Source organism: Streptococcus sp. 20925_1_24, from assembly GCF_041432335.1.
Classification (GTDB): domain Bacteria; phylum Bacillota; class Bacilli; order Lactobacillales; family Streptococcaceae; genus Streptococcus; species Streptococcus mitis_BM.
In genome coordinates this window covers 52173-64686 of sequence record NZ_JAPVZM010000007.1, presented here as the reverse complement: position 1 = coordinate 64686, position 12514 = coordinate 52173, and the positions used below count along the sequence as shown (strand labels likewise).

Sequence of the window (12514 nt, the reverse complement as noted above, 5' to 3'; positions counted from 1 at the left end):
GGGTATATTTGGAGGTGCCTATGTTTCACTTATTTACAAAAATTGACAGTATTTCTACCAGCGAGTTAGAAGCCAAACTCAAGGAACCGATTCAGCTACTAGATGTTCGGACGCCAATGGAATTTCGTAGAGGTCATATCAAAAATGCCAAAAATGTTCCTCTAACCGAAATTGGTTCCTACACACCAACAACAAAAGAAACACTTTATGTCATTTGTCATTCTGGTGTGCGTAGTAAGATGGCTGCTAAAAAGCTAAAGAAAAAAGGCTACGATGTCATCAATGTCCGAGGCGGTATGAGCTCTTGGACAGGAAAAGTCATCTAGAAGCATAAAGGAGAAAATCAATGAAAATTATCATTGTCGGGGGAGTTGCAGGCGGAATGTCAGCAGCAACCCGTCTCAGACGTCTCATGGAAGACGCTGAAATCACTATTTTTGAGAAAGGTCCCTTTGTTTCCTTTGCAAACTGCGGGCTTCCTTACTATGTTTCAGGAGAAATTGCAAACCGTGATAGTTTATTGGTCCAAACTCCTGAAAGTCTCAAGGCACGCTTTAATCTCGATGTGCGACCATTTCACGAGGTCATCCAGATTTCGCCAGAAGAACACACTGTGACGGTACGTCATGATGGGAAAGAATTCACAGAAAGCTACGACAAGCTGATCCTCTCCCCAGGAGCTAAACCATTTGTTCCTACCATTGAAGGCTTGGCAGAAGCTAAGAATGCCTACACGCTCCGCAATGTTCCCGATCTCGATGAAATTATGGCAGCCTTGGACAATTATCCAAAAGAAGCTGTCATTATCGGTGCAGGCTTTATCGGGCTTGAAATGGCTGAAAACCTGGCGAAACGTGGATTGCAAGTTACTATTGTTGAGAAAGCACCCCATGTTTTACCATCATTAGATCAAGAAATGGCAGCCTTTGTCCAAGCAGAATTGGTTAAAAACAGCGTTCGCGTTATCACTTCTCAGTCTGCAACTCGATTTGAAGAGCAAGGAAAAGTCATCGTTCTCGAAAACGGTCAAAAGATCACTTCTGACCTCACCATCCTTTCTGTCGGTGTTGAACCTGAAAACGGACTGGCCAAAACTGCGGGGATTGAACTGGGACTTAGAGGTGGGATTCTTGTAGATGAACATTACGAAACCAGTCAAAAAGATATTTTTGCAGTTGGGGATGCCATCGTCGTCAAGCAAGAGATTACGGGCCAAGACGCTCTCATCTCTCTCGCTTCTCCTGCCAATCGTCAGGGACGCCAAGTGGCAGACGTCATCGCAGGACTAGAACGTACAAACAAGGGCAGTATCGGCACTACTATCGTTCGTGCCTTTGATATGACAGCTGCTTCGACTGGTCTCAGCGAGCGTATCCTTAGCATGAATCAACTTCCTTACAAGGCCCTTCATGTCAGTGGGAAAGACCACGCTAGTTATTATCCAGGCGCTACTGATATGACCTTGAAGCTCCTCTTTGACCCAAACACTGGAAAAATCTATGGTGCCCAAGGAGTTGGGAAGAAAGGTGTTGACAAGCGAATCGATATCCTATCAACTGCTATCAAGGGAAATCTCACCGTCTTTGACTTGCCAGAATTGGAGTTCACCTATGCGCCACCATTTGGCTCGGCCAAGGATACAGTCAATATGCTGGGCTACGCAGCCTTAAACCTTATCGAAGGTCTCAGCGACAATGTTCAATGGTACCAGCTCGAAGACGAACTGGCTAAGGGTAAGAAATTCCTAGATGTGCGGACAAGTGGCGAATTTCAGAGTGGTAGACTCAAAGTCGACACCATCCACATCCCCCTAAACGAACTACGGGAACGCTTGGACGAACTGGACAAGAACCAAGCCTACATCGTTAGCTGCCACAGTGGTTTGCGCAGCTATATCGCAGAGCGTATCCTCAAACAAGCAGGATTTACCGTCCAAAACCTTAACGGCGCTTATTCACTATACAAAATGGCTAAGCCAGAAGGAGTAGAATATGGAAACTAATATCAGCATGGCTGACTTTTATGAAAAATATCAAAATGAAAATCTAGAGCTTATCGATGTCCGTGAAGTACATGAATTCCAAGCAGGACATGCACCAGGTGCCAAAAATCTTCCGTTAAGTACCTTGGAACAAGGATACAAAGAACTCAAACCTGACCATGAATACCATGTCATCTGTCAAGGTGGAGTACGTTCTGCCTCTGCCTGCCAATTTCTCAGCTCCCAAGGCCTCTCCGTTACCAATATAGAAGGTGGCATGAATGCTTGGCCAGGTCAAGTAGAATAATCAAAAGGAGCTGGGCAAAAACTCAATTTCAAGAGAAAATGAAATAATACTCAATGAAAATCAAAGTGCAAACTAGGAAGCTAGCCGCAGGTTGCTCAAAGCACTGCTTTGAGGTTGCAGATAAGACTGACAAAGTCAAGAACATATTTCTACGGCAAGGTGAAGCTGACGTGGTTTGAAGAGATTTTCGAAGAGTATAAATCTCCCCACAATAAAACGCATATTATCAAGGTTTTCAACACCTGATAATATGCGTTTTTTAATTTTAAAGACTTTTCCAGCCTCTCTTGATTCACATTCAACTATTCTAATAGCAGAGATCTTTGCAACTCTCATCCATTTATTTCCGTTTAATCAAGTAGCGGATAGCCTTTTCTAGGCGTTCCTTTTGAGCTTCAGGATCATCTAGCGGCTGGTTGATGCATTCAGTAAGGTTTTCGGTAATTATCATCTCAATCACGCGCTCTACACTAGATTTCACGGCTGTTAGTTGCGTAACAATATCAGCACAGTCACGATCTTCTTCAATCATCTTTTGAATCCCACGCAACTGCCCCTCTGAACGTTTCAAACGAGTAATATACTTTGAGTTTGTCATTTCTTTTTCCTTGCTCGATTTTTCTTCATTATATCTCTAATCAGCTCCTTTGTCAAAATTCTCGCCTATCTAGCTCACGCAGTTCTGTTATCAAAGACTTTTCAAAAGGCAAATTACCCATTCTGATAACTTGATAGAAATTCCTAGTTTTACCTTGCTAAACGAATACGGGTCACAATTCCGTCTGGGTCTGTGACTTCCAACTGGCTAGATGTCAACCACTTAACTGGTGCATCAACTTCTTGTACTCGCTGGGCAATCGTTAACAGTTCTTCTTTACTAACGACCTCAATGACATAATAGGCCAAACCTGGCAAGCCTTGCTTACGCGGAGCTAGACCTTTTCCTCCCCATTCGTTGACTGCCAAATGATGATGATAGTCCCCAGCTGCAATCCAACTAGCGCTAGGCACACTGAACTTATCCTCTAGTCCTAAGACCTTTTGATAAAACTGGCTGGACTTTCGACTATCCTTGACGGAAAGATGGATATGCCCCATTCTCGTACCCTCGGCTAGGATAAAGGGCTCTACTCTTTCCCCCAACTCATAAATGTCCTGCGCCGCAAGAGCCTCCGTCACACCGATAATGCGTCCATCGTCTCGAATATCCCATTTGGAAACCGGCTTATCTCGATAGAGTTCAATGCCATTTCCCTCCAAATCCTCCAAGTAAAGAGCCTCACTGTAACCATGGTCTGCACCGCCCACAAGAGGAATCTGTAAATCTGTCAGGTGTTTCAAGACATCAGCCAAAGCCTTTCGTGTCGGCAAGAGAATAGCCAGATGGTAAAGACCATAATGTTCCCTTACTTCTCCGCTCTCTTGTGCTTGAATCAGCTGTACCAAGGCTTTTCCACCAAGTCCTAGAATGGACTCTGTCTCAGTTTGAGATAAGGTTTCTAAACCAATAACTTGCTGATAAAAGGCTGTTTGACTGACCAAATCCTTCACATTTAAAACTGCCTCTGCTAAATAAATGTGGCTCTTGTATTCATAGGTCATAAATAGACCTCTTTTCTAGTTGTAATTATTTTTATTACAACTATTATATAATTTCCATCAAGAAAGTCAAGCCAGACAACTTGAAGCCTCTATTCTAACAAAAAGAGGCCAATGTTCGTCATCAACCTCTTTCTTATCGTTCATTCTTTTTGCTAAGTACGATAAATACTTTACCTATGACTTACTATCTTCAGCCTAGTTTACCCATTCACCATTGCCATTTACTTTATAACCGTCAGGTGTTGTTGTGCTGACTGCCAAAGCTCCTGAACCATATGCATAGTACCAGTACTTGCCTACTTTAAACCAACCTGTCTTCATGACACCTGATTGATCCAGATAATACCATGTACCATTTTCCTTGTACCAGCCTGTCTTCATAGCTCCTGAGCCATCAAAGTAGAACCATCTGCTACCATCTGTTCCCCAACCTGTAAACATCGCGCCAGAACTATCAAGGAAATACCATGCTCCATCAACTTCTACAAATCCAGTCTGCATGACACCTAAATCATTCAAGTAGTACCATTTACCACCTGTTTTTACCCAGCCTGTCTTCAGATCACCAGACTCATAAAAATACCATTTCCCATTAGATTGTACCCAGCCAGACTGACTAGATGTAGATGTTCTAAAATCTTTCAACGATTTTTCTACAACTGTAGCTTTACTTTTAACGGTTGAAAGGTTTGAGGCAGTCACTTCTGTATACTGAATAGCAGAGCCATATCCACCAGCCAATTCCTCTGAAGAGGCATCATCACCTAAAGCTATAGAAATCGTTGCCACTTTCTGAGAACTAGCTGCATTTCTAAAAGCCGCAAGCCCCACATAGGTAAATTTAGAATTGATCAGAACCTCATAATAGCCTGTAAATTCTTTAGATGTTCCACCCTTCTTTTTCGCTACATAATTCGCCCTCTCAGCATGCCAGTTTTCAATTGCTTTTAGAAAACCTTCATAGTTAACATCTAAAGCTTCTCCTCTTATATTATTACTAGATGGAAAAGCAGTCCAGATTTCTTTCGTAGAAAGACGCTCAGGTTTCAGAGTTACTGACACCTCAGTAGCGCGTACAAAAGCAGTTTTCTCAAGATCAGTAGACCATTTGATAGGGACATACTTATCTACCAAACCTTCATCAGCTGCTTCCTTACGAATCTTATTGATCGCATCCAAAATAGCTTGTTTATCTGGGGTTAAAAATTCTCCCTTAATCCCAACTAAAACATTGCCACTAGAAGGATTTAACACTTCTGAACTCAAAACATTTTCATTTCTACCATCAGCAGATTGCGTTGCCACCAATCTGTCATTAGCAAAAACATCAGTTGTCAAAACTGCTCCAGCCAAGGTCAAAGCCAAGGCGCTAGCAAATACAATTTTCTTCATTTTTTCTCCTTTTATCCTTTAGATAGGACAGGTATTTTCAATATTAAATTATATCATATTTTCCTATTCTTTGCCCATTTCTACTAATGTTATAAGGTAAATACTATTCCCCAAAAAGTAGAAATTCCTATCCTTTTATTTCACAACAAGCTCATAACGTGTCTTGCTTGTAAAGGTTTGACCGGCTTTAAGAATGACTTGGTCTTTGAGGTCACTGTGAATGGCATCTGGTAAAGCTTGCGCTTCAAGAGCAATCCCATTGTGCTGAATCATTGGTTTGCCAGCCACAAGTACACTCTCATCCACAAAGTTTGCTGTGTAGACCACAAAGCAAGGAGCCTCTGTCTTGAAAAGCAGGAAGCGACCTGAATTTTGGTCATAAAGGAATCCAGCATTGTCATGACCTTCAGGAAGGGCAAATGGATGATCCAAACCAGATACCAGCTGGATTTGCTCATCTTCTTCTGCAAAGATATCCTTCAACAAGGCACCATTGTAGATGTGTTTAACCACATCACGAGTAGCATCTGGAGTTTTGGCCGGAACACCGTCGGGAGCGATTGGGTAAATACCCTCTGTGTTTAGTTGGAAGACATGGCGGTCAATTGTCTGCGTGAAATCACCAGACAAGTTGAAATAGCTGTGGTTAGTTGGATTGACCAGCGTATCCTGATCTGTTGTTACCTTGTAGCTGATTTCATAGGCAACAGTTTCTTCCAAGTGATAACTGATCCAAATCTTGAGATTTCCAGGAAATCCTCCTGTCCCATCTGTACGCTCTGTATAGAGGGTCAGACCATGGTCGCTCACTTCAACTAGTTCAAACAAGCTGGAATCCCAACCAGTTGAACCACTATGGTTACAATTGCTAGCATTGTTGACTTCAAGGTCATAGGTCTTGCTATTTAATTCAAAGGTCGCACCTGCAATACGTCCCGCCACAGGACCTACGCTAGCTCCATGCTTGGGACTATTGCCTACATAGCTAGCAAAATCATCAAATCCCAAGATAACATTGGCAAAATTTCCAGCCTTGTCAGGCGTGACATAACGCAAGATAGTCGCACCATAAGTCATGACTTCAAGCTGGTAGCCACCGTCCGTCTCAAAACGATAGGCCAAGACATCCTTGCCCTCAACATTTCCAAATACACGCTCTGTGTATGCTTTCATTCTGTTCTCCTTTTACTATTTCTCTCAAGTAAACAAACCATAGAAAGCGAATTTACAATCTATGGTTTATCTGATAATTCACAAATCCTCTTGTCAAGAATTCATAAATACTGTCTTACTTTTGATATTCGTGGATGATAACACCTTGTACCACACGGTTTACGGTACCTGTAGAAGACGGTGTATCAGGTTTATTTTCTACCTTGAGTGAAGTCAATAGGGCAAAGAGTTGGGCATAAACGATGTAAGGGAAGACACGGTAAATATCATTCAAGACACCGCCACAACCAAGGGCCACTTCTTTGACATTTTCAAGACCAAAAGCTTGATCACTCAAAAGCACAACACGGCGAGCAATCTGATCACCAGCAACTTCACGAACCAAGTCCAAGTCGTACTTGCGAGTGTAGTCTATTGTTGTACCAAAGACCAAAACAACTGTATCTTCGTTGATAAGAGATTTTGGACCGTGACGGAAGCCGACTGGACTTTCATACATGGTCGCAACTTGGCCAGCTGTCAATTCCAAAATTTTGAGCTGAGCTTCATGAGCAAGTCCAAAGAAAGGACCAGCGCCTAGATAGATGACACGGTTAAAGTCTAGGTCAACAAGCTCTTTGACATCTTCTGCATTGTCTAGGACTTTACGAGCAAGACTAGACACAACTTCAAAACGTTCAGCTTTCACAGCAAATTCTGTAGGATCAAAGACCAAGAGAGCAGTCAACATCATAGACGTAAAGCTGGAAGTCATGGCAAAGCCAGCGTCATTTGAAGCATCAGGTTGCAAGAGCAAAAGATTGCGGTCATCTCCATGAGCTTGAAGAGCTAACTTACCGTCCGCTGCACAAGTAATCGTCACTTGGTAAAGCTCATCCACCAAGGATTTGGCCAAATCAACAGTTGCCACACTTTCAGGTGAATTTCCACTACGAGCAAAAGATACAAGGACAGTTACCACATCTTTTTTCAAATAAGTTTCTGGATTGGCAACAATATCTGTGGTCGCAATAGCATTGAAATTCCATTTGCGTTCGTCATAGACTTCCTTAAAGTAAGGTACCAAGGTATCTCCCACATAAGCAGAAGTCCCAGCACCTGTCAAGATGACCTTGATATAGTCATGTTTATCAGCAATCCCTTGTAGGAAGGCTGCAATTTCTTCACGTTTTGCTTGATAAGATTCAAAAGCTTCTCTCCATACATCTGGTTGTTGGTAGATTTCACGTGTAGTGATTTCTGCACCCAATTCGAGCAAGTCTTCTTTTGTATAATGTAGCATTGAGTTCCTCTTTTTCTATTAAATATGGGAATGGGAGTAAGCCCCATTCCCATGTATATTCTATATAAGATGCTCTAACGATTTTCACGTTGTCACATGAATTGAATCGAGTTCCAACTAAAATCTTTGGGAAAAAGACCGATTATCGTCGGAGCATCGCTCCATCCTCCTATCGCCTATTTTCCCTATGATTTTCACGTTGTCACATCTTATTCATCTTCGTCATCATCGAAGCCCGCTAACAGGTCATTGACTTTCACAATGCTTTCTGCAGCACGGCTCTTGTAGTCCGCATCTGCGCCTGTAAGGCTCGCATTGATAAATTCAATCACCATTGGAAGATTCATCCCTGCATAAAGTTCGATGTCACGACCTTCCATGATCAAACGGCTTACCACGTTACATGGTGTTCCACCGAGAAGATCCGCAAAAACTAGGAAATCATCTAATCCTTCAATAGCAGCTTCAAATTTTGCAGTAAATTCTTCTGGGCCATCTTCTGGAAGAAGAGCCACTGCATGAATGTTGTCTTGTGGACCCATGATCATTTCAGTGCTACCTTTAAGTTCTTCACAGAAGCGACCATGACTCACCAAAATTAATGATTTAGCCATAAATTATGCGCCCATTCCAAGTACAAATTTACCAAAGGCAGAAAGAGCCAAAGCAAGTACGATAATAATACCGATAGCTTTAGTAGAGTTCATACCTTTCTTACCAAGCAACCAGAAGATAAAGGCAGTAAAGATTGCTGGAAGCAATCGTGGGAAGATTTGGTTCAAGATGTCTTGGAAGTCAATCATCTTCTCACCGATTGCCCATTTGTAAGAAATTTCAAAGTTGATCATTGTTGCTACAAGAGCACCCATCATGAAGACACCAAGTACAGATGCAGCGTCAATCAAAGCTGTCAAAGTACTTTGCATGTTGTTGATAAGGTTAACCCCTTCTTTGTAGGCAAATTCCAACTGTTTCCAACGGAAGATGTCATACGCTACTGCAACTGCAATCCAAAGGAAGATACCCCAAGGTTGACCACCGATAGCCATAGTTGCTGCGATAGATCCCATGATAGCAGGTACAAGTGAACCAAAGATTGTATCTCCAAGAGGAGCGAATGGTCCCATCAAACCTGTCTTGATACCATTAACGGCATCTTTTGAACCTACACCATCTTTTTCTTCCATGGCAAGATCAAAACCAGCGATGATGGTGTGGAAGAATGGTGAAGTATTGAAGAATTGAGTATGAACTTTCATCATTTCTTTCAATTCAGGAGTTCCATCCCCATACATTTTACGCAATTGAGGCAAGATCATGTAAAGGTAACCAGAAGCTTGCATACGTTCGTAGTTCCAACCCAATTGGAAAGTAAACAAGCTACGTTTATTGATTTGGTTAAAATCTTCTTTTGTAAGTTTGTAATTAGAATTCGTCATCTTCGATTTCCCCACTTTCTGATGGTGTAGAAGGTGCTGCCACAGCTACTTTTTGGCTATTTTTGAAGTGAAGCACTGCAAGGAAGATACCTACGATAGAAATACCAATCATAGACAATCCTTTGAAGTTGTTCACGAAACCAATTTTTTCAGCAACATCTTTCGGTAGAGTGCCTACGATACCAGCAACAGCGCCACCAAGACCAGTTACATATGAGTAAAGAACAGTCAACATAGCTGTCAAACCAAATCCCATAGCAAGGTAGTGAAGGTTACGTTTAACTGGAAGGTAACGAAGCAAGATTGCAAATCCAAGACCTGGAAGCATACGTCCTGCGAGTGTCAAACCATCTGCAACCCATTGGTATTTTGTAACGAAGTCTACTACGTGTTGTACAAATTCACCACCAAAAGCAAGCGCAAAGAAGACTGGAAGGGCACGAGATAAAGCCCAAGGAATCGCACCAAGCAAGTAGTTGCGTTCAATACCTTTATAGTCAAAGCGTTCGATTGCAGCATCCACACGGTGAGCAAAGAAAGTAGTTGTCATACGTCCAAGAACGTCGAAGTAAGTCAAGAGAGTTGCTACTGGCACAGCGATTGTTGTAATCGCAAGTGCTGTATCAATTCCTTGTGAAACAGAGAAGGCTGTCGCAAGAACCGCACCAGAAGTTGCGTCGATACGAGAAGCACCACCGAAGGTACCAACCCCAAGAACGAATAGTTGCAAGTTACCACCGATAAGTAGACCAGTAGTCACATCTCCCATGATTAAACCAGTAATGAAACCAGCAAATACAGGGGAACCTGCAGATGAAACGATCGTCAACTCATCACAGATTTGATAAGCTGAGTACAAAGTGAGAAGTAAAATTTGCCACCATTGTATCATAACAATGACCTCCTAAAAATTTTTTCCTATTTTAATAAGCTCAAAAAGTCTGAAATTGGATCATTTGGAACCATTTGAGCAGTTAATTTAACACCTTTTTCTGCCAGTTTGTGGAAATCTTCCACATCCTTGTCTACTACGTTGATAGAACGTGTGATGGGGCGAGTTTCTGGTGTTTGAGACATATTCCCAACATTAAGGGTTTCAAGTGGTACACCTGCTTCGACCAAACCAAGGAAGCGGTCTGGTTTGCGAGCCACGATAAAGAGACGTTGGCTATCGTATTTACCAGCAAGAATATTGGCTGCCGCTTTCTCAATTGGCAAAATACTCAATTTCACACCTGGTGGTGTCGCTAGTTTCAAACCACTCTTTTCAACGTCGTTGTTGACAACTTCGTCATCCACAACCATAATACGTGAAACATTTAGTTTTCCAGCCCAAAGATTGGCTACTTGTCCGTGGATCAAACGTCCATCAATACGGCATCCTACAATTGTCATAAGTTTTCCCCCTTTATGTATTTTAGTTTAGGTTTACGAGTTAAATGAATCTCTTCTTTATATTGGCCCTCTGTTTCAAAGATGATGATGCGGTTGGCACCTTCCTTGAGGAAGCTATGAGGAATATAAAGCGAGAGGGTCGGGCCGACGTTCCAAAAACGTCCTAGATTCTGCCCATTGACAAAGGCAACTCCCTTACCAAACTCAGACAAGTCTAGGTAAGTATCTTTTGGCGCTTCGATTGTAAAATCATAAGCGTAAAAGGCTGGTTGTCCTTGATTCCATCCTTTTGAAAAATCAATTTTCTCAGGATTATCTAGTGGGAGTGGATAGTGTTTCCAGTTTAGTAAGAAGTGCAAATCCTTACAAACCCCTGTCCGAATTCCCTTACGTTGCGTATCCGCTAAGAACTTATGACCATAGTTGACACGCCCCATATTTTCTACCAAGATATCCAGTCTGGATAGCGCTTTCTTTTCACCTTGATAAAAAATATCTTCCCCAATCTCTGTCTGATATTGGGTTTTGACCCACTGACCATCGACATAAAGCTGAGCCCTATCTCGACCATCAATGATACGAAGTCTTTCTTCTTCTGCATCCCAGTTTGTTTCTGTTCGATAGAGTAGATAGCCATAGCTTTGTCCCAGCTCCTCCATCTTTCTAGGATAAAGGCTTTCTACAGGACTAGACAAGCTATCCAAGGTTTCAAACAAGGAAACTTTTTCAACTAGTGGAATAGCATCCAATTCCATACTCTCTTTGTAGAGTGGTTCTAACTGCGGATACTCTGGAAAATGTGTCGCCATCATCTTCTTGACCGCCAGGTATTTGGCAGTTGGATTTCCTTCCTCATCTAGAAGGGCATCGTAATCATAAGATGTAACTTGTGGCAAGTCCAGGGTCCCTCGAGCCGAACAACCATTCATGAAACCAAAGTTTGTACCACCGTGGAACATGTAAAGATTGATAGAGCCTTGTTCCAAAACCTCTCGAACTGCATCTGCCAACTCTTTTGAATCCCGTGTGATAATCGGTTCTTTCCAACGATTAAACCAGCCATCCCAGAACTCCATACACATGAGTGGCCATTTTTTGCCATGTTCATCAAAGAATTCCTGCATCTGTGAAAAGTTGTAAAGCGCCTTAGAACCAAAGTTGCCTGTCACAAAGAGGTCATCTTCGATTAAGGTTCCAGCTTTCAGAGTAGCTCGCCATGGACCATCTGATGTAAAGAGGGGACAGGTTACGCCACGTTCTTCCATTAGCTGTCGAATTGCTCTCAGATAAGCCTTATCTTCTCCATAAGAACCATACTCATTTTCAACCTGCATCATAAGGATATTGCCACCATTGTCCAACAAATGTGGAACCAATCGTGACAAGAGCTGGTCATAGTAGCGACCGACAGCCTCAATATAGGCTGGGTCTGAGGAACGAATCCTCATATCTTTGGTTAAAAGCCAAGCTGGTAAACCACCGAATTCCCACTCCGCACAGATGAAGGGTGAAGGACGAACGATAGCGTAGAGACCCAAATCTTGTGCTGTCTGAAGAAACCGCTCCAAATCCAAAGCTCCTTCAAAGTGAAACTCACCCTCACGAGACTCATGCAAATTCCAAGCTACATAAGTCTCTACCGTATTAAAGCCAAGAGCTTTCAAGTTGTAGAGTGAATGATACCAATCTTCTGGAGGAACCCTAAAATAATGAATGGCGCCAGATAAAATCTTAAATGATTTTCCATCGAGATAGAAATCATCTCGTATCTCAAATCGTGTCATATTCTTACTTTTTGACATTTTAAGTTTACGCTTTCATTTATTGATATATTGAATATAACTCAATATACTACATTTGTCAATAGCTTTTCACAATTTTTTTCATTTTTCACCAACTTTTACACAAAAAACTTATAAAGATATAAAATTTACAGACATATA

At 42.0% G+C, this 12514-nt stretch carries 14 protein-coding genes; 3 read left to right on the top strand and 11 right to left on the bottom strand.

Translation table 11 applies throughout. The annotated features are described in order from the left end of the window. The first annotated feature begins 20 nt into the window (after window positions 1-20). Genes O3650_RS04915 through O3650_RS04905 form a run of 3 tightly spaced genes read left to right on the top strand, consistent with a single transcriptional unit; the run spans window position 21 to window position 2288 of the window. Window positions 21-326, top strand: coding sequence for a rhodanese-like domain-containing protein (locus O3650_RS04915; RefSeq protein ID WP_000468857.1), 306 nt, complete (start codon window positions 21-23; stop codon window positions 324-326). A 20-nt stretch (window positions 327-346) separates the two neighbouring features. After that, window positions 347-2002 carry an FAD-dependent oxidoreductase gene (locus O3650_RS04910; RefSeq protein WP_261058436.1) on the top strand — a complete coding sequence of 552 codons (1656 nt, stop codon included), beginning with the start codon at window positions 347-349 and terminating at the stop codon, window positions 2000-2002. Continuing rightward, entirely contained in the window at window positions 1992-2288 is a 297-nt protein-coding gene (locus tag O3650_RS04905) for a rhodanese-like domain-containing protein (RefSeq protein ID WP_153226430.1), read from the top strand. Before O3650_RS04910 ends, O3650_RS04905 begins: the two co-directional genes overlap by 11 nt. A gap of 135 nt (window positions 2289-2423) precedes the next feature. On the opposite strand, the gene O3650_RS04900 is transcribed toward O3650_RS04905, so the two are convergent. From O3650_RS04900 to O3650_RS04850, 11 genes are all read right to left on the bottom strand, one after another. After that, the gene (locus O3650_RS04900) at window positions 2424-2624 is read right to left on the bottom strand and encodes a hypothetical protein (RefSeq protein WP_261072708.1); all 201 of its coding nucleotides are present in this window, start codon (window positions 2622-2624) and stop codon (window positions 2424-2426) included. 4 nt (window positions 2625-2628) lie between these two features. Beyond that, the gene (locus tag O3650_RS04895; protein ID WP_000185159.1) at window positions 2629-2886 is read right to left on the bottom strand and encodes a metal-sensitive transcriptional regulator; all 258 of its coding nucleotides are present in this window, start codon (window positions 2884-2886) and stop codon (window positions 2629-2631) included. Between the two features lie 149 nt (window positions 2887-3035). Continuing rightward, window positions 3036-3890 (bottom strand): VOC family protein, encoded by an 855-nt coding sequence (locus O3650_RS04890; protein ID WP_261072705.1) that lies wholly within the window; start codon window positions 3888-3890, stop codon window positions 3036-3038. Window positions 3891-4085: 195 nt separating this feature from the next. Continuing rightward, a complete protein-coding gene (locus tag O3650_RS04885) occupies window positions 4086-5282 on the bottom strand; it encodes a CAP domain-containing protein (RefSeq protein WP_261083212.1) in 1197 nt (398 codons plus the stop codon). Between the two features lie 135 nt (window positions 5283-5417). Next, window positions 5418-6455 (bottom strand): aldose epimerase family protein, encoded by a 1038-nt coding sequence (locus O3650_RS04880; RefSeq protein WP_371491713.1) that lies wholly within the window; start codon window positions 6453-6455, stop codon window positions 5418-5420. A 115-nt stretch (window positions 6456-6570) separates the two neighbouring features. Next, window positions 6571-7737 carry an SIS domain-containing protein gene (locus O3650_RS04875; RefSeq protein ID WP_371491711.1) on the bottom strand — a complete coding sequence of 389 codons (1167 nt, stop codon included), beginning with the start codon at window positions 7735-7737 and terminating at the stop codon, window positions 6571-6573. 209 nt (window positions 7738-7946) lie between these two features. Further along, on the bottom strand, window positions 7947-8351 hold the full coding sequence (locus tag O3650_RS04870) for a PTS sugar transporter subunit IIA (RefSeq protein WP_081093993.1): 405 nt from the start codon (window positions 8349-8351) through the stop codon (window positions 7947-7949). Between the two features lie 3 nt (window positions 8352-8354). Further along, window positions 8355-9176, bottom strand: coding sequence for a PTS system mannose/fructose/sorbose family transporter subunit IID (locus tag O3650_RS04865; protein ID WP_000185294.1), 822 nt, complete (start codon window positions 9174-9176; stop codon window positions 8355-8357). Beyond that, on the bottom strand, window positions 9163-10068 hold the full coding sequence (locus O3650_RS04860; RefSeq protein WP_000617019.1) for a PTS mannose/fructose/sorbose/N-acetylgalactosamine transporter subunit IIC: 906 nt from the start codon (window positions 10066-10068) through the stop codon (window positions 9163-9165). The genes O3650_RS04865 and O3650_RS04860 overlap by 14 nt, the downstream gene beginning before the upstream one ends. A 26-nt stretch (window positions 10069-10094) precedes the next feature. After that, window positions 10095-10571 (bottom strand): PTS system mannose/fructose/N-acetylgalactosamine-transporter subunit IIB, encoded by a 477-nt coding sequence (locus O3650_RS04855; protein WP_000156972.1) that lies wholly within the window; start codon window positions 10569-10571, stop codon window positions 10095-10097. Continuing rightward, on the bottom strand, window positions 10568-12355 hold the full coding sequence (locus O3650_RS04850) for a beta-galactosidase family protein (RefSeq protein WP_371491730.1): 1788 nt from the start codon (window positions 12353-12355) through the stop codon (window positions 10568-10570). Before O3650_RS04850 ends, O3650_RS04855 begins: the two co-directional genes overlap by 4 nt. Window positions 12356-12514: the final 159 nt, after the last annotated feature.